This window comes from Flavobacterium sp. Leaf359 (assembly GCF_001423985.1).
In the GTDB taxonomy this organism is placed as follows: Bacteria; Bacteroidota; Bacteroidia; order Flavobacteriales; family Flavobacteriaceae; genus Flavobacterium; species Flavobacterium lindanitolerans.
Genome location: NZ_LMPW01000013.1, coordinates 200,655 through 224,537 on the forward strand (window position 1 = coordinate 200,655; position 23,883 = coordinate 224,537).

The following is a 23,883-nucleotide window of genomic DNA, read 5'->3' on the forward strand; positions in this document are numbered from 1 at the left end:
ATTGTGGCACAAAATTGTTATTTAGTTCCACAAATAATTTGATATGGACACTATCGTTCCTCGTAAAAGTAGAAAAAATAAATACCTGTTAATTGGTTTGCCTCTTTTTTTATTGGCTGCCTATATTGTGTTTTCCTCTGTGACTAAAAAAAGAGGTTTGGATGTCAAAAAGGGAGAAATCACAATTAAGACCGTTGAGAATGCCAATTTTGAAGATTTTATTGTTTTTCAGGCAAAGGTAGAACCGCTTAATTCGATGCTGCTAAATGTAATTGAAGGTGGTTCTATCCAGGAAATTTTTGTAGGCAATGGCGATTTTGTACAAAAAGGACAGCCTTTGGCGCGATTGTATAACCCGAATACAGAATTGGGCTATATGACGCAGGAAACATCAATGATTGAACAAATCAATAACCTCAATAAAGTAAAACTGGATTTGAGAAATCAGGAATTGAACCTTGCAAAAGACCTGGTGGCCATAGAACATGATTATCTGGATGCCAAAAGTTTGTATGAGCTGAATGAAAAACTGTTCAAAGAGCAAATCCTTTCAAAAAATGAATGGGAAAAGACACAGGAAAATTTCAGGTTTCAAAAAGAACGAAAAAACATAATCCAGCAAAGTATCCAAAAAGAAAAACAGACGAACCAGATTCAGATTGCCCAGATTAACCAGTCGCAGGCAATTATGCAGAAAAGCCTGAGCATACTTAGAAACAATAAAAAGAACTTTTTGGTTACGGCACCATTGTCAGGGAGATTGTCGTCTTTTGAGCCGGTTTTGGGTAAAAATTATCTTGCCGGAGAAAGTATAGGGAAAATTGATGTCATGAAGGGATATAAATTGCTGGCAGATGTCGATGAGTTTTATCTTGAAAAAGTTTCGGAGGGCCAAAAAGGTGAAATTGAATACAAAGGAGAAATGGTTCAGGTAACGGTTTCGAAAGTAATTCCGGAGGTAAAAAACGGCCGGTTTCAGGTGGAACTTAATTTCATGAGTACGGAAAAACTGGATCTTAGGCAAGGCTTGAGTTTTGGAGTCAGACTGCTGCTTTCCGGAAAATCTAAAAGCACAGTGCTTTCAAAAGGTAGCTTTTATGAAGATACTTCAGGCAAATGGATTTTTGTTGTAGAAGGTGATAAGGCGGTTCGAAAAGAAATTAGCCTGGGGAGAGAAAATCCATTATATTATGAAGTATTGGGTGGATTGAAAGCCGGAGACAAAGTAGTGACTTCATCCTACAAAGACTATAAAGAAATTGAAATTTTAAACTTTAAATAATTATGCAGAAATTTTTATTACTAGTAGCATTCCTGATCCTGAATTTTTTTCAGCTTTTTGCTCAGGAAAAAGGAACTAATAATCATATCAAGGCAGAAGGAACTCATTTTACGGAACCTGTAAAAGATAAAAAATGGGCCAATGAAAATGGAAATACTTATACAAAAGCAAGATATTCAGAATATGAAGGAGAAACTTTTGTGAAGATTACTGCCTCAAAAGATGCCAATACTTTGTTGAAATATGACATCAAAGTAAAAAAAGGAACATTGGAAATGAGGGTAGTAAATAGCCAGAATGAAGTATTGTTTCAAAAATCATTTTCTAAGGACGAAAAGGGAGAAACAGAAGTGTTGTTTCAGGAAAACCAGGAGTATAAAATCAAGTTCCTTGGGCAGCAGACGGCGGGATCGTATTTCTGCCAATGGATAGAAAAATAAATCATCATCAGTTTCAATCATCAATCAAAACGAACAATCAAAAAATCAAAAATCATGATCAAAATTCAAAACCTCTCAAAAGTATTCAGAACAGAAGAAGTAGAAACCAAAGCGCTTAATGAAATTTCATTAGAAGTAAAGCAAGGCGAATTTGTAACCATTATGGGAGCTTCAGGCTGCGGAAAATCAACATTGCTAAACATTGTCGGACTTTTAGACGATGTTACTTCAGGAAGCTATCAATTATTGGGGAAAGAAATCCGCGGGCTAAAAGAAAGTGAAAAATCAAAAATAAGAAAACAGAACATCGGTTTTGTTTTCCAGAATTTTAACCTGATTGATGAGCTTTCAGTATACGATAATATCGAATTGCCTCTGATTTATAATAATGTGAGTGCTTCGGAAAGAAAGAAAAAAGTAGAAGCGATGGCGGAACGTCTTGCCATTTCACACCGATTAAAACATTTCCCGCAACAGCTTTCAGGAGGACAACAGCAAAGGGTTGCTGTGGCAAGAGCGTTGATCAATGATCCTAAAATTATATTGGCTGATGAACCAACAGGTAACCTGGACAGTAAAAACGGAAATGAAGTGATGGAACTTCTGACCGATTTGCATGCCAATGGAGCCACGATTTTAATGGTTACCCACTCGGATTATGATGCTTCGTTTTCCCAAAAAACCATTTTGATGAAAGATGGTATAATACTTTCGGAAAAACTGAACAGCAGAAATGTGAACGTTTTAGTATAAGCAGTTTAAAAATAAGCGAATAGGGTTTAATTATAAATCTCAAAAATCAATCTTATGCTTTCAAACTGGCTAAAAATATTTTTGTACCAAATCCGAAATAACAAGCTTTTTACGATCTTGAATATTTTGGGATTGAGTATAGGCGTAGCAGGATTGGTGTTCTCCATTTTGTATTGGAATGATGAGCAGTCTTATAATGCATGGAATCCTGAAAAAGAAAATGTCTTTCAGGTAGTCAATGACCAGCCCAGGTCAGGATTTCTGGCTTATAATGTGGTGCCTTTGGGAGCCCGCCTGAAAGAAGTGACACCTGAAGTAGAAGAATACTGTAATTTTTATCCGGCCTATAACAGAGCACTTGTTGAATATGCTGACAAAAAAGAACTGGTATCAAAAGTGCTAAAATCGGAAAGAAGTTTTTTCTCTTTTTTTCCTTTTGAATTTATCAGATCCAATGCCAGGACGGCTCTTAAAGAAAAAAATAATGCAGCAATTTCTGAGGAAACAGCACAGAAATTATTTGGTGATGAAGATCCTATAGGTAAATCGATAAAAGTAGGCGAAATCAATTGTGTTGTTGGTGGTGTGTATAAAATTTCGGGAAAGTCTTCGGTAGAACCGGCAATTGTAATACGTGAAGAATTTGAAGAATTCATAAAAAAGAATATAGATAATTGGAGTGCCCATACTGTTTTTTTAGTTGTCAAATTAAAAAATCTGGCTAACAAAGAAATGGTTGAAAAGCAAATTCACCAGATTTATGTTGACAAACAAGCAAGAAAAGCTGCCAAAGAAAAAGGGATTACTGCAGAAGCATACGTCAAAAACTATGGATTAGATATTCCGCATCTGGAACAGTTGAAAACGGCGAGACTGCACTCAAAAGTAAACAACGGCTATCAGGAAGGAAGTGGCAATTACCAATTTCTTATGATTATGTTGGGACTTTCGGTGTTAATCCTGATTCTTTCTATTGTAAACTATATAAACCTAGCAACGGCAAATGCAATAAAGCGTGCCAAGGAAGTAGGTGTCCGTAAAATTATCGGAGCTGCCAAAAAACAGATTGTCTGGCAGTTTTTATTTGAAACAGTAATCACCACTTCCTTTTCAATTCTTTTTGCCTTGGTGATCGTAGAATTGCTGCTTCCATATTACAATGAATTTTTGTCGAAAAATATGGTGCTGAACAGTGGACTTTTTTACCTCCAATTGATTGCAGTTTTTGTAGTAACTGTTATTGCTTCAGGAGTATTTCCAGCGCTCTATATTTCCAATTTTGATGTGCTGAAAGTGCTAAAAGGGAATTACAGCCGAAGCAAACGAGGAATCTGGCTTCGAAACGGAATGTTGATTTTCCAATTTGCAATCGCATCGTTTTTCATCATAGGCTCTTACATTGTTTATCAGCAGGTAAATTTTATGATGGACAAAGACCTTGGATTTAACGGCAATCAGGTCATTGATATTCCTTTTAATGAAGCGAAAAACCCGGCCGATTATGAAATGATCCGCAATGAATTGTTGAAAATAAAAGGAGTAGAAGGAGTTTCTGCTGGCAACTTTTCTTTTGGTAGCGGAGGCTATTTCACTACAGTTTTTGAATATAAAGGGAAAGATATTGAAGTAGAAAACATGTCGATGGAATTTGGTCTGTTTGATCTGATGGGAATCCAAATGGCAGAAGGAAGAAAACTTTCTGAAAAATTTGCGTCGGATACTATCAATTCTGTCATTGTCAATAAAACTACGGCTGCTTTAATGGGTGAAAAAGACCCGATAGGAAAAGAATTTGATTTTGAAGATGACGGTGACAAGCCAGGCATCAGAAGGTTAAAAGTTATTGGGGTTGTGGAAGACTTTAATTCGTATGGCCCACAAAGAGAAATTCCTCCAATGCTTTTTTACCACCTTAAAACGGTTTCTGAAAGTAGCTATTTGAGCAGACTTTATGTGAAGATTTCTCCTGAAAATATGGAGCAGACAATAGCTGATATAGAGAAATTCTGGACAACAAAATTAGATACAAGATATCCTTTACGATATGATTTTGTCGATAAAAGCTTTGCCCGGACCTATTCCGGTTACATCAGTCAGAGAAATCTGTTTTCATTGCTGAATCTGGTTGTGATATTGATTGCACTTTTCGGACTGTTTGCCCTGGCTTCTTACTCTATCCAAAACCGGATGAAGGAAATTGCTATCAGGAAAGTTTTGGGGGCAGAAACCAAAACGCTTCTGGCAACACTTTCAAAACAATATGTGGTGTTCTGCATCATAGGTTTTGTAATTGCTCTGGTTCCTGCATACCTGTTATTAGATAAATGGCTGGAGAATTTTGCCTATAGGATTGCTATTTCTTCCGTTCCTTTTCTGATAGGTTTCGTATTGCTAATGGTACTTACATTGGGAATAGTAATTTCAAAAGCTTATCAGGCAACAAGGATGAACGTCCTGAAATATTTAAAATACGAATAAACCCAAATGGGATTAACTAATAAAAAAAGACATTATGCTGAAAAATTGGCTAAAAATATTTTTATATCAAATTAAAGACAACAAGATTTTTACAGCTCTAAATATCTTGGGGTTGAGTATGGGAATTGCAGGGTTGATTTTTGCCATTCTCTATTGGAATGATGAACATTCTTATAACGAATGGAATCCTGATAAGGAAAGAATATTTCTTTCTATTTCTGACCTTGGCGAAGACATGCTTTGGGCTTCGAATGTAGCAGGGTTCGAACCTTATCTTAAAAATTATAAGGAGCTGGAATCTTACTGCTATTTTAATACAGATTATGAGGAGGATATGGTAAGCTACAAGGGGAAAAAAGAAACCCTGAAAATTACGGATGCCCAGAAAACTTTTTTCGAATTTTTTCCATTCGAATTTATAAAAGGGAGTCCCCAAAATGCTTTGGCAGACAATAACAGTACGGCATTATCTGAAGAGGCGGCCCAAAAATTATTCAGAAATGAAGATCCAATAGGAAAAGAAGTTACCTATTCCGAAAAAAAGTATGTTGTAAGAGCAATATATAAAGTTCCGGGCAAGTCTTCCATGGCGCCGGACGTTATTATTAGCACAATCGATAGAAGATTGGAAGGAGACAGGACACAATGGGGGAATTTTAATTATGGACTGATGCTCAAATTAAAAAATCCTCAACAGACAGGGCCGGTGAAATTAAAATTAGAACGACTGCTGTATGAAAACAGGGAATTGAAATGGGCAAGAGAACAAGGAATTACTCCGGAACAATGGAGGGAGAAAAATAGAGAGGGTCATCTCTCTAAAATTATTTTGGAACCATTAACCGCAGCAAGATTACATGCCATCACAGAAAGTTATGGAGAAGGAAGGGGAAACTATCAATTCTTGTTGATAATGATGGGACTGTCTCTTTTAATCTTGACGCTTTCCATTGCAAATTATGTAAATCTGGCAACGGCAAATGCCATAAAAAGGGCAAAAGAAGTAGGTGTCCGAAAAATAATTGGAGCCACAAGAGGCAATATTGTCAAGCAATTTATTTTTGAAACAATGCTGATGGCAGGTTTTGCTATCTTGATTTCATTAGTAATTGTAGAGCTTTCCCTGCCTTATTACAATGAATTTTTGAATAAGAACCTGATTATCCATAGCGGACAGTTCTACCTGCAAATTCTGTTAATATTTGGTCTGGTGGTATTGCTGGCAGGTATCTTCCCGGCAGTATATGTCTCAAACTTTGAAACTTTAAAAGTATTGAAAGGCAATTTTGGAAGAAGCAAAAACGGAATCTGGCTCAGGAACGGCATGCTGATTCTGCAATTTGCCATCGCTTCTTTCTTTATTGCAGGGTCGTATATCGTTTACGAACAGGTTTCCTTTATGAACTCCAAAGAATTAGGATTCAAAGGCGATCAGGTTGTTCAGGTTAACTATAGAAATCCTTATGATTTTAAAGAAAAAGGATATCTGGAAAAAATAGTGCTGCGTTATGAAACGATCCGTCAGGAATTGTTGAAAATCAAAGGAGTAAGGCAGGTTTCGATTGGGTCTTTTGACTTTGGAAACGGCGCCCAGGCTTCTTCGGGATATGAATACAACAGGAAACCTATCCAGGGCAGCAATATGGCAATTGATTTTGACTTTCTGAACATGATGAATATAAAACTGGCAAAAGGAAGATACCTTTCTCCTTCGCTTTCAACAGATACAATCCAAAATATTCTGATTAATGAAACCGCTTTACGCATGATGAATGAAAAGGATCCGATTGGTAAAGAAATCAATTGGAACGACAAAAAGCTAAAAATTGTGGGTATTGCAAAAGATTTCCACGTTAGTGGTCCTCAGGACCAAATTCCGCCAATGACGATTTTTCATTATAAAACCATTCCGTGGATGATTCAGAACGCACATCAGATTTTTGTAAAAATAGATGCTGAGCATATGGAAAGTGCGATGAAAGAAATTGAAAATTTCTGGATTAAGAAAGTAGATACAGAATACCCGTTTAAATATGATTTTGTAAACAAAAGTTACGCAAGGTCTTACCAGGCTTACGTGAACCAGAGAAATTTATTTTCATTGCTGAATATTATCGTAATATTTATTGCGTTGTCCGGTTTGTTTGCCCTGGCTTCCTATTCCATCCAACGTAGAATGAAGGAAATAGCTATCCGAAAAACGCTGGGAGCTGAAACAAAGACGCTGTTAAAAGAGCTTTCCAAACAATATGTTGTTTTCTGTATTGCCGGTTTTCTGATTGCTCTGTTCCCGGTTTATTTTCTACTAAACAAATGGCTCGAAAATTTTGCTTACCGCATAGATATTTCAATTGTTCCGTTTGTTGTAGGGTTTGTTGCGCTTTTGCTGCTAATGCTTATTGTGGTATTGTCAAGAGCCTATCAGGCCACAAGAGTTAATGTCTTGAAATATCTGAAATATGAATAAGAAATTAATTTTGAGCTTGCTCCTAATTACTTCGGGCATTTTTGTTAATGGCCAGGAAAACTCCTGGTCATTGCAAAAGTGTTTTGATACGGCTTCGCAAAATAATATCGATATAAAAATCAAGCAGCTCGAAATCAACAGGGCCAAAAAGCTGTATACGCATCCGCTTTTGGAACTTTTTCCAACAGTAAATCTCGTAGGCAATCATAGTTATAATTTTGGTTCGACTATTGACCCAAGTACCAACAACAGGGTGAGTTCTGATATCCAATACGACAACATGAGTTTAGCAGCCAATGTGAACCTTTTAAATTTTGGAAATCTGGCTACTTCCCAAAGAGATAAGATAAACATAGAATTGGCCCAGGCAGACAAAGAAGTCATAGAGTACGAATACAAGCTGCAATTACTTGAAAAATATTTTGATGCCTTGTTTTCACAGGAATTGGTCAAAATTCAAAAAGAGCAGATACAGAATACCACCTTTAACTTAGAGCGTATTAAAAAAGAAGTTGAAATTGGCAATAAGCCCGAAAGTGACCTGTATGATATTCAACTCAGTTTTTCGCAAGATGAAAAAGGTTTACTTGAGGCAGTGCAGTTATTTGAAACCCAAAAATTACAACTTTTTCAACTGATGAACTTTGTGGTAGAAAATCTGGAAGCCGTTACTTTTGAAGTCTATCTTACTGAAGAAACAGAACCGGTAGATAAATCGGTTTTTAAAAATCCAAAAATCGAATATGCTGAATTATCGTATAAAAGGTCCAAAAAAGAAATTTCAATATTAAGATCAGACAATCTTCCTTCCATTTCAGGATATTATAGCCTTTCGACATTTTATTCTTCGCCCATAAATCAACCCAATGAGAACATGCCAAGTTTTAAATCCCAATTTGATGATAATAAAAATCACGAAGTCGGACTAAGACTCACTGTTCCGGTATTCAACGGATTTAAGAGAAGCAGGCAGATTACCGCATCCAAAATTGAAGCGGAAAAAGTCAAATTGATTTCAGAACAGGAAAAAATCAGAATACAGCAGCAGGTAGAATTGGAAACAACCCGGAAAAAACAATACCTGCAGCTCGCTTCTAACCTGCAAAACACATTGAAATATGCCAAAGAATCATTCAGGACCACACAGGCAAAATTCACCAGTGGAAAAGTAGATGCCGTGATTTATACATCGGTAAAAAACCAATTGCTGTCTTCAGAATATGATTTCCTGAAGAATAATTTACTCGTACAGTATGCTTCTCTGAAGATTAACCTAATCCAAAAAAACGAATTGTAATTACTTTTCAAAGCAATAACCCGCTTAGTCCAAATTCGTCTATCAAACCATAAACTTTTTCAATCTATTAACTTTACATTACAAAGTTTTCATGCTATCTTTGCAATTTAAAATCAGTCTAATTTAAAGGCTTGAAAAAGAGAGCTATACAAAAATGAAAATAGATAGGAAAGAAGTTCTTAAAGCATTGGAAACTATTACCATTGCTGGAGAAGGTAAAAATATGGTAGAAAGCGGAGCAGTTCAGAATGTACTAACTTTTGGAGACGAAGTAGTAGTAGAACTTACGCTTGCGACACCGGCACTACACATTAAAAAACGTGCAGAAGCTGACATCATCAAAACAATACATGAAAAGGTTTCTACTGAAGCCAAAGTAAAAGTCAACATCAAGGTTGAAACACCTGAAAAGCCTGAAATCAAAGGGAAATCCATTCCGGGTATCAAAAACATTATTGCCGTGGCTTCCGGTAAAGGAGGCGTTGGAAAATCAACAGTTACTGCAAACCTGGCAGTAACATTGGCAAAAATGGGCTTTAACGTAGGGGTGCTTGATGCAGATATTTATGGTCCGTCAATGCCTATTATGTTTGACGTAGAATCCGAAAAGCCAATTTCGGTTACCGTTGATGGAAAATCTAAAATGAAACCTATCGAAAGCTATGAAGTCAAAATTCTTTCAATCGGGTTTTTCACAGCACCAAGTCAGGCTGTAATCTGGAGAGGACCCATGGCTTCAAAAGCACTGAATCAGATGATTTTTGATGCGGACTGGGGAGAATTGGATTTTATGCTAATCGATTTGCCGCCTGGAACGGGTGACATTCACCTATCAATCGTTCAGTCATTGCCAATAACAGGAGCAGTTGTAGTGAGTACGCCACAAGCTGTAGCATTGGCTGATGCTAAAAAAGGAGTAGCCATGTTCCAATCCGATTCAATCAATGTTCCTGTCCTGGGAATTATTGAAAATATGGCCTATTTTACACCTGAAGAACTACCTGAAAATAAATATTATATCTTTGGAAAAGAAGGAGCTAAGAATCTTGCGCAAGATTTGGAAGTTCCGTTTTTGGGAGAAGTTCCAATCGTACAGTCTATCCGCGAAGCGGGAGATTACGGACGTCCGGCTGCCTTGCAAACGGCTTCTCCTTTGGAAAAAGTTTTTGAAGATATTGCCAAAAACGTAGTTCAGGAAACAGTATATAGAAATGAAAACCTGCCACCTTCTGAAGCCGTAAAAATTACGACAATGGCGGGATGCTCCGCAGTAAAAAAATAAGACATTTAGCTGGTTTTTGGATACGATTCCTAATCTGTCCGGAAACTAAAATCTAGTTTGTCCCAAAAAAAACAAGATTATGACAACAGAAGAAATTAAATTAAACGTAGAGAAGGCATTGGATGAAATTCGTCCGTTTCTTGAGTCAGACGGAGGAAATATTTCACTCATTGAAATAGAAGATGACAAACATGTCAAGGTTCGTCTTGAAGGAGCCTGTGTTGGTTGCAGTGTGAACCAGATGACATTAAAGGCCGGCGTTGAAACTACTATAAAAAAATACGCTCCGCAGATTGAAACTGTGGTGAATGTAGCCTAAATATAAACTTTGTGTCAGGGAGTATTTTCAATATTCCCTGGCTTTTTATTGTAATCTCATACAGATTGCAATACTGTCCTGCGTTTCAGGACAAATGTTTCCGGTAGCTACCAGGCCACGGAGACATGATATTTATCATACAAAATGACTCTTGGTTTCCTGAATTTTGTATCAGAAACTTAGAACCCTCAGAATTTTTAAAAAATGATTGAAACAGATATACTAATAATCGGTGCCGGACCCACAGGTCTGTTTACCGTTTTTGAAGCAGGACTGCTAAAACTAAAATGCCACATTATTGATGCCCTGCCTCAACCCGGCGGACAGTTGGCAGAACTTTATCCTAAAAAACCCATCTTCGATATTCCAGGCTATCCATCTGTATTGGCAGGTGATTTAGTTACTAACCTTATGGAGCAAATCAAACAGTTTCAACCCGGATTTACATTGAATGAAAAGGCGGAAACTATTCAAAAGCAGGAAGACGGAACTTTTATAGTAACTACTGATAAAGGAACGGCACATCATTGCAAAGCCGTTGCAATTGCCGGTGGTTTGGGAAGCTTCGAGCCTAGAAAACCTTTGATTGAAGATATTGAATTCTATGAAGACAAAGGAGTTGAATATTTTGTAAAAGATCCGGAGCTATTCAGAGACAAAAGGATAGTAATTGCCGGCGGGGGAGATTCTGCTCTGGACTGGAGTATTTTCCTGGCCAATGTTGCTTCAGAAGTTACGCTTATCCATAGAAGAAATGAGTTCCGCGGAGCATTGGATTCTGTAGAAAAAGTACAGGAACTAAAACATGCAGGGAAAATCCGTTTGATAACTCCGGCTGAAGTTACCGGATTAAACGGGGCAGAACATCTGGAATCGATCGATATTGATGAAAATGGAGCACATAGAAATATCAAAACAGACTATTTTATCCCGCTTTTTGGATTATCACCTAAATTAGGAGCGATAGCCAACTGGGGTCTTGAAATTGAAAAAAATGCGATTAAAGTAGATAATTCATTGGATTATCAAACCAATATTGAAGGAATTTACGCTATTGGCGATGTCAATACTTATCCGGGCAAATTAAAGCTGATTCTTTGCGGTTTCCATGAAGCTACGCTGATGTGCCAGAGCGTTTACAATAAATTAAATCCGGGTAAAAAATATGTACTGAAGTATACGACTGTTTCTGGCGTAGACGGATTTGACGGAACAAGAAAAGAAGCTGAAAAAGCGGTCGTGAAATCGATAGATTAATCACGCGGCATTATCAATACAAAATGGATGTTACTATTAAAATAACTGATCGGGAAGGGACTTTACACGAAGTCCAGGCTCCGACAGACATGAATATGAATATTATGGAACTGGTTCGTGCTTATGAGCTGGCTCCGGAAGGAACCATTGGAGTTTGCGGAGGCATGGCTATGTGTGCTTCCTGTCAGTGTTATGTCCTTAATGATGTTGCCTTGCCTGAAATGGGCGATGATGAAGAAGCCATGCTCTCAGAAGCTTTTTTTGTCAAGTCCAACAGCCGTCTTGGCTGTCAGATTCACATCACGGAAGAATTGGACGGACTGGAAATAGAATTAGCTCCGGAATATTAAAATAAAAAAAGCCTTCTTTAGAAGGCTTTTTTTATTATGGGTGAACCACATTAGTTCTTAACAAACTGTAGTGTTTTAGTTTCATTACCTTTTGTAAATCGAATCATATAGATTCCTGTAGCGTAATTTGAAGTATCTACTTTTAAGTTTCCTTCGTTAACAGATGTGGCTAGCTTGATAACTTGTCCCAGGCTGTTATAGATTGTATAGCTGTCAGGAGTTTTAGAGCTGTCAGATACCGCAATGTTTAATACGTCATTAGCAGGGTTTGGATATAGTTTTATTCCATGTAATAATTCAAATGATGGGTTACTTAATGGTGGCTGGCAGACTGTAGATGTCTTTAATGTACTTCTTCTGGGAGAATTTTGCATTACAGTCATCATTCTTGCTTTTTGGTCTAAAGTAAAAATATTCATACAAGTATCATTGCTGTAATCCATATAATTTTCGGTCATGTCCTTGCCTGGAGCACTTGTGCATGAATCATACTCCTGAGCACAGTCGTAATGCATAGTATTTGCGGCAGGCGTATCAGGACAATAGTCTTGTCTGCTATCGGCAGTATTAACGGTACAAGAGGAATTATCTCCCCAAATGTGTCTTAAACCTAAAAAATGTCCTGTTTCATGAGTAGTAGTTCTACCTTTATCAATATCGGAGAAATAAGTTCCGCCGGCTCCCGTAAAATCTGAAGAACCAAAAGCCCTCCATTCAATAATTACACCATCAGTAAATTCAGTTTCTGTACCATCAGGATCTAATCCTCCCAAACCCGAATCAAGGGGAAATTGTGCATATCCTAAAACTCCGTTTAAGTCTCCTCCAAATTGGCAAACCCATATGTTGAAATATCTTGTAGGATCCCATATGGTTTGAGGTTTTAATATTGTTTCAACATTAGGTGTATTCCACGTGGTAGTGCCAAGATTTATACGGTCAATTCCGTTTGTAGCATTTCCATTTGGATCAACTTTTGCCAGACAAAATTCAATTTCAACATCGGCTCCTACAGGATTTGTATTGTATCCAGGTGTGTTCAGCATTCTTCTGAAATCCTGATTCAAAACTGTAATTTGGGAGTTGACTCTTGCATCAGAAATATTTCTTCCACTGCCTACAGACTGTCCGCTGTGAATCACGTGAACAACAACTGGAATTGTAATTACTGCATTTGTTCCTGCTGTACCTCTTCTGGCAAGTAAATCTGATTTGGTAGCGGCTACTTTTGGAGCAAGCCACTCTTCGAATTTTTCGGTTGTTGTTCTCTTTGGATTGTTTTCTTGCAGGAATGATTCGTATTCAGAAGAAACACATCTGATTATTCCCGTAGTAGGGTTAACACTTTGAACTTTTCTTCCAAAGACATGCGGTGTATTTTGTGCAAAGGCTGAAAAACCGATAAGGCCAAGGCACAAAAAATGTGTAATTTTTTTCATGGAAATATGAAAATTGGAAATTAATAATTATGTGATATTTTGTTTTACTTATCTTAAAGATAACAAGCGCGCTAAGTTATAAATATCTTGGAATTATAAAGTTAAATTTTCGAAATAATCTAAAATAAATCTAAATAATCGATAAAAAACAGATTGGGTTTTAAAGAATTATAAGAATTTACTGCAGATAGATTGTATAGCGAGCTATTAAGCTAATTCTGCTTTCATTGAAATTTGTTCTTCAATAGCATCCCAAAGACCAATTCTTTTTTCCAACGCCTGAACAGATACTTCTTCCACTTCCTGCCATCTCAGTTCGTCATTGTTGCATAGCTCTTCAATCATTTGCATCGCCATAGGACCATGCTCATCAGCATCAAGCTCAATGTGTCTTTCGAAATAATAAATCAGTTTCTGTAGGTCGGCATTTGGGAAGTTTTCCTGAAAATTCCTCAATATTTCTGTAAACATAGAAGGAATCAGGTCCTCTCTTCCAAAAGTAAAAGCGGCGGCAATCTCATGAGGCTTGCCTTCATCAATAACACGGAAGGTAAAGTCCAGGAAATTTTTGATTTTCGGATGCAGTTCGCTTTTTTTTATCGAAACAAAAATATTACGGGTTGTGATGACATTTTCTAAAAAACTCTGAATTTCCGAAATATTTGCACCGCAATCTTTCATCGCGTCAATATACATTTCGTAATGGCTCTGTCTTTTTCCGTCCAGAGTTAAATCGGTTTCTTCGGCCAAAACAATTTCATTAATCAGGTAACGGATTTCCGGATTCCCAACAGGCAACCATGGTGTAGTTGTGGAGGTTAATTTAGACTGTAATGCTTTTAAAAGCGACATAAAATCCCAAACGGCATATACATGGCATTCCAGAAATCTTCGTAAGTCTTCCAGATTTTGTATCTTTTTATACAATGGGTGGTTTAATAAAATGTCCTTTTGTGGCTGAATGCGGGCGTTAATAGTGTCAATATTCATGATGGAGGGATTTTTACAAATGTAAAAAAGCTTCCCGTTATAGAGAAGCTTTTTAAGATACTTTAATATTTGTTTACTATTTAAATGCAGGAATTCCGGTAATGTCCATTCCTGTAATTAATAAGTGAATATCATGAGTTCCTTCATAAGTAATAACAGATTCTAAATTCATCATGTGTCTCATAATTGAATACTCGCCTGTAATACCCATACCGCCAAGAATTTGTCTTGCTTCTCTGGCAATATTGATTGCCATGTCCACATTATTTCTTTTCGCCATAGAGATTTGTGCCGAAGTTGCTTTTCCTTCATTTCTCAAAACACCTAATCTCCAGGTTAATAATTGAGCTTTGGTAATTTCGGTAATCATTTCAGCCAGTTTCTTTTGCTGTAATTGAGTTCCTGCAATAGGTTTGTCAAACTGGATTCTTTCTTTAGCATAACGAAGCGCCGTATCATAGCAATCCATTGCAGCGCCAATAGCTCCCCATGCAATACCGTAACGTGCAGAATCCAGACATCCTAGTGGAGCTCCAAGACCAGATTTATTAGGCAGTAAATTTTCTTTAGGAACCTTTACATTGTCAAAAATCAATTCACCTGTCGCAGAAGCACGAAGTGACCATTTGTTGTGTGTTTCTGGAGTTGTAAATCCTTCCATGCCTCTTTCCACAATCAAACCATGTATTCTGCCGGATTCATCTTTCGCCCAAACTACTGCGATATCAGCAAAAGGAGCATTTGATATCCACATTTTAGCACCATTCAATAAATAATGGTCACCCTTATCTTTGAAATTAGTAACCATTCCGCCCGGGTTTGAACCGAAATCAGGTTCCGTAAGACCAAAACATCCGATAAATTCACCAGAAGCCAGTTTTGGTAAATATTTCATTCTTTGCTCCTCATTTCCGTATTTCCAAATAGGATACATAACCAACGAAGATTGTACTGAAGCAGTAGAGCGAACACCGGAATCACCTCTTTCGATTTCCTGCATGATTAAACCGTAAGAAATCTGGTCCAGACCTGCGCCTCCATATTCTTCAGGAATGTATGGGCCAAAAGCACCAATTTCTGCTAAACCGTTGATGATTTGGTTTGGAAATTCAGCTTTTTGAGCATACTCTTCAATGATTGGAGATACTTCACGTTTTACCCATTCGCGGGCTGCGTCGCGTACCATTTTGTGTTCGTCAGACAATAATTCGTCTAAAAGGTAATAATCTGGAGCTTGGAAAAGATCGGGTCTCATTATTTTTATCATTTCGATAGCCGGGCTATCTGTTTTTACTGTTTTTTGTTTTATTCCGAAAACGTTTGCAAACTTACATAAAGAATTGCAACAAAACAATCAGCAAATGTTAGAAAGTGTTGCTGTAGTTTTTAAGAAAGCTTCAGATAATTGCGTTTTTGATAAAAAATACAATATAAAATTAAAAGAATCTATCCGGGATAAATTATTTTTTGCTACATTTATCTTACAGTTTTATTTTGAACATGCAGAGAATGAATATCTTAAGATAAAAGACATAAAGCCCAAATGTCTTTAAGTGATTGGGTTGATTATCATAATTTTTAAACCTACAGATTATGTTAGAAAACATTTTGAAATTAGAAGGTGTTCACAAGTTAAGCAACGGTGAACAGAAAACCATTAAAGGTAACGGAGCAATCAGAGGAGGCGGTAATGATATTATCGCATGCGTTTGTCCGGGAACCGGAAATATAGTTGTTGGACACGCAGATAGCTGCGAGGTTTTGACAAAGCTCCTTTGCCCTCAGGATTCATAGCAAAGAAACAACAGTATACATTAGTCTATTGCTTATTTTAAGTAATAGACTTTTTTTTATTTGTAGCAGTTTTTACAAATAAAAATTACATCTTCAAGTAAAAATCCTTTGTCAGGTTGATGTATTCAGGAGTGTAGTTGTGGCGTGAAATTTCAATAGTTAATTCGTCAATTGGAAAATTTTCTACCTGATGCTTGCTAAAAGCCAACAGGCTTCTTTTGATTTCTGAGTTTGGAGTTCCTTTTACACGAGTGATTTTTACAGGGAATAAGTCAAAATCCCTTACCAAAGCAATAAATTTTTCTTCTTCCTTATAAGGTAAGATAACGGCAAAAATTCCATTCTGGGAAAGTAAAAAACCGCCAGCTTGGGCTAAATCTTCAAAAGGAAGGGCATCGGCAAAACGTGCCAAATCACGCTGTTCATTTCCTGAAGAATAATCTTCTGTGTAAAAAGGAGGATTTGAAACAATCAGGTCGTATTGGTCACCAGTTTCCTCCATGAATTCATCCAATGCGGCATGAAAGCAAAACAATCGATCATTCCAGGAAGAATTTTCGAAATTGTCTACAGCCTGTTCGTAGGCATCTTCATCAATGTCAAAAGCATCAATCTGTTCAGCATGGCTTCTTTGGGCAATCATCAGAGAAATGATTCCGGTACCTGTTCCAATATCCAAAACGTTATATGGATTATGTTCAATGGGAGCCCAGGCGCCTAGCAATACGCCGTCGGTTCCTATTTTCATGGCACAGCGATCTTGTTCTACGGAAAATTGCTTAAATTGAAAAGACATTGCAGGAATATAAAATTGTAAATCGAAAAGATTAGAGATACATTTCAATCAGTCCTTCCGGCAGGTCCATAATTACTTTTCTGTTGTCGCGGTCGATTGAAACCAGGAAATGGTCAATCATCGGAATCAGAATTTCTTTATCGCCATCGAGAACTTCAAATAGCGGTTGGGCTGTTGAATCATTAATGGATTGGATTTTTCCAACAACACCTAAGCGTTTGTCTTCTATTTCAAAGCCAATCACTTCGTGGAAATAAAATTTGTTGCCTTCCAGTTTTGGCAACATTTCTAAAGGAAGATAAATTGCATTCCCGATAAGCTCATCGGCTGCATCTTCTGTATTGATGTCTTCAAAACGGACCCGAAGCAGGTCGTTTTTATGAAGTGAACTGTTTTCAATAAAAAAAGGAACCAGGTGTTTGCCGCATTCAACAAACACTGATTCCAGATTTTCGTATAACTCAGGTTCGTCAGTATCCAGATAGACAAGGACTTCACCTTTAAAACTAAATTTTTTCGCGATTTTACCTAAATAGAAACACTCTTCTTTACGCATTATCGCATCAAAATTAAGCTTGAGTTTCTTCGTTGTTTTCTTCTGCAGCAGGAGCTTCTTCAGTTGATGCTTCAACTTCAGTAACTTCTTCTTCAACAACAGCAGCTTCCTCTTCAGCTTTAGCAGCTTCAAGTTCAGCTTGCTTTGCAGCAGCGATACGATCCTCGTTTACTTTTTTCTCAGCAGCAAGAGCTTTAGCTTTTGCGTCTGCTTTAGAAGTAGAAAGGTTGTCTTTTTTCGCATTTACTTTTCCAGCTTTTTCATCCAGCCATTTAGCTAGTTTTTCATCAGCTTGCTCTTGAGTTAAAGCTCCTTTACGAACTCCTCCGTCAAGGTGGTGCTTCAATAAAGCTCCTTTGTAAGAAAGGATAGCTCTCGCAGTGTCAGTTGGCTGAGCACCATTGTGCAACCATTTAACAGCACTATCAAGATTCAAATCGATAGTTGCAGGGTTAGTAGTTGGATTGTAAGTTCCGATTTTTTCAAGGAATTTACCATCTCTTTTTGAGCGTGCATCTGCCGCTACTACCCAGTAAAAAGGTTTTCCTTTTTTACCGTGTCTTTGTAATCTAATTTTTACAGACATAATCTAAATGATTAAATTGAGGTACACGACCTCTGTTAATTAAGGGTGCAAATATACAAAAGTTTGTAATACAAATTATTCCGTGTTTGAAATTTGTCGTTTTTTAAATTTTGAAATCCGGACGTTTTACGATTTTGATGTTATTTTTTTAATTTTCATTAGCATATATGCTATAAAAAACTATTTTTGTCGATGTAAAAATGATTATCCATAGCTATCAATAATAAATATGAAAAAGATCTTATCGCTTTTAATGCTTGTGGCTGTTTTTATTTCTTGTGAAGACGATGCTACTTTCAATAATCCATCCGTTCAGGGTAAGAAAGACAATGTTAGATGGAGGGCTTCAAGTTCCTATGCAACGATTACAGGAGGAGTGTTGACCGTTTATGGGAACACACCATTTGAAACGCTAACTCTTACTACGGCATCTATTGCGCCGGGAACTTATACTTTGGGAGTAAACAGTGCAAACAAAGCGACCTATACTTACGAAGCAGACGGTGTTACTTCTGTTTATGCTACAGGAACAGGAGTAGGAGACGGTCAAATCAAGATTGAGCAAAGTCCGGAAGGAACCGTAACAGGAACTTTTTATTTTAATGCACCTTCAACAACGGCAGATCCTATTGGAGCGCCGGTAGTGAATTACCAGGAAGGTCATTTCTACAGAGTGCCAATCCAAACCGCACCATAAAAAATAACTTACAGAATATAAATCCTGGCCTTGGCCGGGATTTTTTGTTTTAAGTTTTTAGGAAAAGATTCATAGATAAGCACTATTGTCCAAACCCTAAAATAACGTATTTTTGTAATCTGCGTTTTTGGGATTTTTCAAAAATATAAAACCTTAACAATTAGCCATGTACTTAATATTCGATACCGAAACAACCGGATTGCCAAAGCGTTGGGATGCTCCCATAACAGATACAAACAATTGGCCTCGCTGTATTCAGATAGCCTGGCAGTTGCATGATGAAATGGGAAATCTGATTGAAAGCCAGGATTACCTTGTGAAGCCGGAAGGTTTTAATATTCCCTATGATGCGGAAAGAATCCACGGAATTTCTACAGAACTGGCAGCGGAAAGAGGAATAGGACTTTCTGAGGTGCTTGAGAAGTTTAATATTGCGCTTTCAAAATCGAAATTTATTGTCGGGCAAAACGTTGGCTTTGATGTCAATATCATGGGTTGCGAATTTTACCGTTTTGGAGTAGCATCTAAAATGGCCGAAATGCCCGTATTAGATACCTGTACAGAATATACGGCAGAACTTTTAAAATTACCGGGAGGAAGAGGAGGGAAATTCAAACTGCCAACACTGACGGAATTGCATCAGTTTTTGTTCAATCAGCCTTTTGCTGAAGCACACAACGCAACTGCCGACGTTGAAGCGACTACACGTTGTTTCCTGGAATTAATCAGAAGAGAGGCTTTTACGAAAGAACAGCTTGACGTACCGGCAGATTATTTTAGAAGGTTCAATGAAAACAATCCGAAAGAGATTCAGCTCATCGGATTAAAGCACATCAACCTGAAACAGGCATCTGATGAAGTGCGTGCCCGCTTGCAAAAAGCTACTGATGAGGCCCAGAAAAAGCAGACGGCAGAAAACACTATTTCTTTAACAGATGTTGATTTCGTACATCTGCACAACCATACGCAGTTTTCTGTATTACAATCCACAATTAGTATTGGCGACCTGGTTAAGGCTGCAGCTAAGCATAAAATGCCGGCCGTCGCCATGACAGACCATGCTAACTTAATGGGAGCTTTCCATTTTGTGCGTGACGTACTGAACCATAATAAAGCCGCAAAAGCAAAAAACCAATCGCTCATTGATAATGGTGAAGAACCAACAGAGGTTTTGATGAAACCAATAGTGGGTTGCGAGTTTTTTGTCTGTGAAGATCATCTCGACCGTACCCGAAAAGATAATGGATATCAGATTGTTTTGCTGGCAAAGAATAAAAACGGCTATCATAATCTGGCTAAAATGTCTTCAATAGCCTATACCAAAGGTTTTTATTATGTGCCAAGGATAGATAAAGAAGTCATAAAACAATACAAAGAAGATATAATTGTCTTGTCGGGTAACCTTTATGGTGAAATACCGAGCAAGATTCTGAATATTGGTGAACATCAGGCAGAAGAAGCTTTGCTTTGGTGGAAACAGGAATTTGGAGAAGATTGTTACATTGAGTTGATGCGCCACAATCAGGAAGATGAAAATCGTGTAAATACTACTTTGATTTCTTTAGCGAGAAAACACGACCTGAAATTAGTGGCAACCAATAACATTTTCTACATCGACAAAGAAGATGCCAATGCACATGACATCCTTCTTTGTGTCCGTGACGGTGAAAAACAATCCACACCGGTAGGGCGCGGTCGCGGCTACCGATACGGGATGCCTAATAAAGAATATTATTTTAAGTCGGGAGAAGAAATGAAGGCGCTTTTTGCTGATCTCCCGGAAGCCATATACAATATTCAGGAAATAGTCGAAAAAATAGAAATATTCGATTTGGCACGCGAAGTACTGCTTCCAAAATTTGATATTCCTGAACAATTCATTGTTCCTGAAGATGAAATCGACGGAGGTAAAAGAGGTGAAAATCTCTATCTCAAACACCTTACTTATGAAGGAGCCAAGAGAAGATATAAAGAAATAACACCTGAAATCCAGGAACGTCTGGATTTTGAATTGCAGACGATTGAAAAGACGGGTTATCCGGGTTACTTCCTGATTGTACAGGATTTTATTGCCGAAGCGAGAAAGCTGGATGTTTCTGTAGGTCCTGGCCGAGGTTCGGCTGCAGGTTCTGTTGTGGCCTACTGTTTGGGAATTACCAATATCGACCCGATGCTTTATGATTTGCTTTTTGAGCGTTTTCTAAATCCGGATCGTGTGTCTATGCCCGATATCGATATCGATTTTGATGATGAAGGACGTGGTCGTGTAATGGATTATGTTATCAATAAATATGGCTCCAATCAGGTAGCGCAGATTATTACTTATGGAACCATGGCGGCAAAATCTTCAATCAGAGATACGGCCCGTGTTTTGGATTTACCGCTGTTTGAAGCGGATAAGATTGCCAAGCTTATCCCGATGAACCTCAATCTGGCGAAGATATTTACTTTTGATAACGAACAGCTTAAAAAAGCACTCCGTGCCGAAGAATTTGATAAAGTACAGGAACTTATAGCGCTTGCAAATGCAGGAGATTTGGGTGGGGAAGCAATTACACAGGCCAAGTTGCTGGAAGGAAACTTGCGAAATACGGGAATCCATGCCTGTGGTGTCATCATCACACCAGACGATATTACAAATTTCGTTCCGGTTTCTACGGCAAAAGATTCGGATTTGTATGTAACGCAATTTGATAACTCAGTAGTAGAAAGTGCAGGTCTGCTAAAAATGGACTTCCTGGGTCTGAAGACCCTGACACTTATAAAAGATACCGTAAAACTGGTAAAATACAGAACGGGAATTGAACTGGATCCCGATGCTTTCCCGATTGATGATGTCAAGACGTATGAGCTTTTCCAAAGAGGAGAAACAGTTGGGATTTTCCAATACGAATCGGTTGGGATGCAGAAATACATGAAAGACCTGAAGCCAACGGTTTTTGGTGATTTGATTGCAATGAACGCATTGTATCGTCCGGGACCATTGGAATATATTCCGAGTTTCGTACGAAGAAAAAATGGGGAAGAAGAAATCGTCTATGACCTTGAAGCCTGCGAAGAATACCTGAAAGATACCTACGGAATTACGGTATATCAGGAGCAGGTAATGCTCTTGTCGCAAAAGTTGGCGAATTTTTCCAAAGGTGATGCCGACGTCTTGCGTAAGGCAATGGGTAAAAAGCAGAAAGACGTTCTGGATAAGATGAAATCCAAATTCATTGACCAGGCAGTTGCTAATGGCCATCCGGCAGATAAGCTTGAAAAAATATGGAAAGACTGGGAAGCCTTTGCACAATATGCGTTTAATAAATCGCACTCCACCTGCTATGCCTGGATTGCCTACCAGACGGCTTACTTAAAAGCACATTATCCGGCAGAATATATGGCGGCGGTGCTTTCCAACAACATGAACGACATCAAACAGGTTTCGTTTTTCATGGAAGAATGTAAACGTATGGGATTGCAGGTTCTTGGGCCCGATGTTAATGAATCGTTCTATAAGTTTACGGTAAACGAAAATTATGCTGTCCGTTTTGGAATGGGAGCCATCAAGGGTGTTGGAATGGGAGCCGTACAGACTATTGTAGAAAACAGGAAAGAGGGAAAATACAAATCGATTTTTGATTTGGCAAAACGTATTGATTTGCGTGCCGCCAACAAAAAAGCATTTGAAAACCTGGCTCTTGCAGGAGGATTCGATTGCTTTACGGCACATCGTGCCCAATATTTCCATGATGAAGGCGATGGAATTACGTTTTTGGAAAAGGCCATGCGCTACGGGTCAAAATTTCAGGAAAATGAAAACTCTTCGCAAGTAAGTCTTTTTGGAGAAACAAGCGACGTGCAGATTCCGGAACCGGTTATACCTCCGTGTGAAGACTGGAGTACGATGGAAAAACTGGCAAAAGAAAAAGAAGTAGTGGGAATTTATATTTCCGGACATCCTCTTGATGATTACCGTTTTGAAATGAAATACTTCTGTAATGCCAAACTGGACGCATTGAAGAACCTGGAAGCTCATGTAAATAAGAACCTGACAGTTGGAGGCATTATAACCGATGTACAGCACAGGGTTGCCAAAAACGGAAAAGGCTGGGCCTCGTTTGTATTGGAAGGCTATGATGAATCGGCAGAATTCAGAATATTTGGAGAGGAGTACCTTAAATTCCGTCATTTCCTCATACAGAATAATTTTACCTATATGAAAATTCTGGTGCGTGAAGGCTGGGCCAATGCAGAAACGGGAAAAAAAGGCGAGCCAAGAATCCAGTTCATAGGAATCCAGTATCTACAGGATGTGTTGACTACTTTTGCGAAAAAGCTTATTATCCAGATGAACATCCGTGAGCTGCATTCTGAAATGATTACAAAGCTAAGTCATATTTTTCAGGCTAACAGGGGAGAAAATAATGTGACTTTTGAAGTAATGGAGACCGAAAAGATTACAAAAGAAGTGCCTGTTGCAGTAGAAACAAATGCGGATGAAGTCGAAGCAATTCCTGATATGGAAAATGCAGAAGAGATGGAATTGAATGTTCCGGCAGTTGTAGAAGAAACCAAAGTAATTACCTATCTTTCTATGCCAAGCAGGAAATTAAAAGTGAATATTTGTGGTGAATTATTGCGTGAATTAGAAAAATTACAAGTCAACTTCAAATTAAATTAACTTTTTTGAGATAGAAATTGACAATATCTTTATAACCAAAACTAATTTTCAATTAACAAAACATTACAGATAAAATAACTAATTTTGTAATGTAAAATTAAAGAACAAAAAAATATGGCACAAGCAATAACTGATGCAACTTTCGAAGAAATTGTATTAAAATCAGATAAACCCGTTTTAGTAGATTTTTGGGCAGCATGGTGTGGACCTTGTAGAATGGTTGGTCCAATCATCGACCAAATCAGTACTGAATATGATGGGAAAGCTGTTGTTGGAAAAGTTGACGTAGATGCAAACCAGGAGTTTGCTGCTAAGTATGGCGTGAGAAATATTCCAACAGTATTGGTTTTCCAAAATGGAGAAGTAGTGGGAAGACAAGTAGGCGTAGCGCCGAAACAAAGCTACACAGACGCAATTGACGCATTGTTATAATC

At 37.9% G+C, this 23,883-nt stretch carries 21 protein-coding genes; 15 read left to right on the forward strand and 6 right to left on the reverse strand.

Going from position 1 to position 23,883, the window contains the following annotated elements; all coding sequences use genetic code 11:
• Window positions 1-43: 43 nt before the first annotated feature.
• The 10 genes from ASG38_RS13410 (at window position 44) to ASG38_RS13455 (ending at window position 11,925) form a co-directional block, all read left to right on the forward strand.
• Window positions 44-1,282: an efflux RND transporter periplasmic adaptor subunit gene (locus ASG38_RS13410; protein WP_056071966.1), complete on the forward strand. Its 1,239-nt coding sequence runs from the start codon at window positions 44-46 to the stop codon at window positions 1,280-1,282.
• 2 nt (window positions 1,283-1,284) lie between these two features.
• A complete protein-coding gene (locus tag ASG38_RS13415) occupies window positions 1,285-1,722 on the forward strand; it encodes a hypothetical protein (RefSeq protein ID WP_056071968.1) in 438 nt (145 codons plus the stop codon).
• Window positions 1,723-1,776: 54 nt separating this feature from the next.
• Window positions 1,777-2,475, forward strand: coding sequence for an ABC transporter ATP-binding protein (locus ASG38_RS13420; protein ID WP_056071972.1), 699 nt, complete (start codon window positions 1,777-1,779; stop codon window positions 2,473-2,475).
• 54 nt (window positions 2,476-2,529) lie between these two features.
• Window positions 2,530-4,953, forward strand: a complete 2,424-nt coding sequence (locus ASG38_RS13425; protein WP_056071974.1) for an ABC transporter permease — start codon at window positions 2,530-2,532, stop codon at window positions 4,951-4,953.
• A gap of 34 nt (window positions 4,954-4,987) precedes the next feature.
• Window positions 4,988-7,420 carry an ABC transporter permease gene (locus tag ASG38_RS13430; protein WP_056071976.1) on the forward strand — a complete coding sequence of 811 codons (2,433 nt, stop codon included), beginning with the start codon at window positions 4,988-4,990 and terminating at the stop codon, window positions 7,418-7,420.
• Window positions 7,413-8,717 (forward strand): TolC family protein, encoded by a 1,305-nt coding sequence (locus ASG38_RS13435; RefSeq protein ID WP_056071978.1) that lies wholly within the window; start codon window positions 7,413-7,415, stop codon window positions 8,715-8,717. Before ASG38_RS13430 ends, ASG38_RS13435 begins: the two co-directional genes overlap by 8 nt.
• 154 nt (window positions 8,718-8,871) lie before the next feature.
• Window positions 8,872-9,999 carry an Mrp/NBP35 family ATP-binding protein gene (locus ASG38_RS13440; RefSeq protein ID WP_056071981.1) on the forward strand — a complete coding sequence of 376 codons (1,128 nt, stop codon included), beginning with the start codon at window positions 8,872-8,874 and terminating at the stop codon, window positions 9,997-9,999.
• A 79-nt stretch (window positions 10,000-10,078) separates the two neighbouring features.
• Complete coding sequence (locus tag ASG38_RS13445; protein ID WP_056071984.1) at window positions 10,079-10,318, forward strand: NifU family protein; 240 nt, start codon at window positions 10,079-10,081, stop codon at window positions 10,316-10,318.
• Window positions 10,319-10,522: 204 nt separating this feature from the next.
• Window positions 10,523-11,575: an NAD(P)/FAD-dependent oxidoreductase gene (locus ASG38_RS13450; RefSeq protein ID WP_056071987.1), complete on the forward strand. Its 1,053-nt coding sequence runs from the start codon at window positions 10,523-10,525 to the stop codon at window positions 11,573-11,575.
• A gap of 23 nt (window positions 11,576-11,598) precedes the next feature.
• Window positions 11,599-11,925 carry a 2Fe-2S iron-sulfur cluster-binding protein gene (locus ASG38_RS13455; RefSeq protein ID WP_056071990.1) on the forward strand — a complete coding sequence of 109 codons (327 nt, stop codon included), beginning with the start codon at window positions 11,599-11,601 and terminating at the stop codon, window positions 11,923-11,925.
• A 50-nt stretch (window positions 11,926-11,975) separates the two neighbouring features.
• Here ASG38_RS13455 and ASG38_RS13460 read toward each other — a convergent pair whose 3' ends face one another.
• From ASG38_RS13460 to ASG38_RS13470, 3 genes are all read right to left on the reverse strand, one after another.
• Window positions 11,976-13,364: a T9SS type A sorting domain-containing protein gene (locus tag ASG38_RS13460; RefSeq protein ID WP_056071993.1), complete on the reverse strand. Its 1,389-nt coding sequence runs from the start codon at window positions 13,362-13,364 to the stop codon at window positions 11,976-11,978.
• Window positions 13,365-13,571: 207 nt separating this feature from the next.
• On the reverse strand, window positions 13,572-14,354 hold the full coding sequence (locus ASG38_RS13465; RefSeq protein WP_056071996.1) for a DUF3050 domain-containing protein: 783 nt from the start codon (window positions 14,352-14,354) through the stop codon (window positions 13,572-13,574).
• Between the two features lie 76 nt (window positions 14,355-14,430).
• Complete coding sequence (locus ASG38_RS13470; protein ID WP_056072524.1) at window positions 14,431-15,609, reverse strand: acyl-CoA dehydrogenase family protein; 1,179 nt, start codon at window positions 15,607-15,609, stop codon at window positions 14,431-14,433.
• Between the two features lie 106 nt (window positions 15,610-15,715).
• Here ASG38_RS13470 and ASG38_RS13475 point away from each other — a divergent pair, with 106 nt between their 5' ends.
• A complete protein-coding gene (locus tag ASG38_RS13475; RefSeq protein ID WP_157486180.1) occupies window positions 15,716-15,907 on the forward strand; it encodes a hypothetical protein in 192 nt (63 codons plus the stop codon).
• A 40-nt stretch (window positions 15,908-15,947) separates the two neighbouring features.
• A complete protein-coding gene (locus ASG38_RS13480; protein WP_056072002.1) occupies window positions 15,948-16,148 on the forward strand; it encodes a hypothetical protein in 201 nt (66 codons plus the stop codon).
• 85 nt (window positions 16,149-16,233) lie between these two features.
• Here the strand turns inward: ASG38_RS13480 and ASG38_RS13485 are convergent, their stop codons facing one another.
• The 3 genes from ASG38_RS13485 to ASG38_RS13495 form a co-directional block, all read right to left on the reverse strand.
• A complete protein-coding gene (locus ASG38_RS13485; protein WP_082482232.1) occupies window positions 16,234-16,896 on the reverse strand; it encodes a tRNA1(Val) (adenine(37)-N6)-methyltransferase in 663 nt (220 codons plus the stop codon).
• A gap of 79 nt (window positions 16,897-16,975) precedes the next feature.
• A complete protein-coding gene (gene rimM / locus ASG38_RS13490) occupies window positions 16,976-17,500 on the reverse strand; it encodes a ribosome maturation factor RimM (protein ID WP_056072008.1) in 525 nt (174 codons plus the stop codon).
• Window positions 17,501-17,513: 13 nt separating this feature from the next.
• Window positions 17,514-18,086, reverse strand: coding sequence for a 30S ribosomal protein S16 (locus ASG38_RS13495; RefSeq protein WP_056072012.1), 573 nt, complete (start codon window positions 18,084-18,086; stop codon window positions 17,514-17,516).
• 229 nt (window positions 18,087-18,315) lie between these two features.
• Between ASG38_RS13495 and ASG38_RS13500 the strand changes: the two genes are divergently transcribed.
• From ASG38_RS13500 to trxA, 3 genes are all read left to right on the forward strand, one after another.
• On the forward strand, window positions 18,316-18,783 hold the full coding sequence (locus ASG38_RS13500) for a DUF6252 family protein (RefSeq protein ID WP_056072015.1): 468 nt from the start codon (window positions 18,316-18,318) through the stop codon (window positions 18,781-18,783).
• A 166-nt stretch (window positions 18,784-18,949) separates the two neighbouring features.
• The gene (gene dnaE / locus ASG38_RS13505; RefSeq protein WP_056072018.1) at window positions 18,950-23,449 is read left to right on the forward strand and encodes a DNA polymerase III subunit alpha; all 4,500 of its coding nucleotides are present in this window, start codon (window positions 18,950-18,952) and stop codon (window positions 23,447-23,449) included.
• 114 nt (window positions 23,450-23,563) lie between these two features.
• On the forward strand, window positions 23,564-23,881 hold the full coding sequence (trxA, locus tag ASG38_RS13510; RefSeq protein ID WP_056072021.1) for a thioredoxin: 318 nt from the start codon (window positions 23,564-23,566) through the stop codon (window positions 23,879-23,881).
• Window positions 23,882-23,883 lie beyond the last annotated feature (2 nt).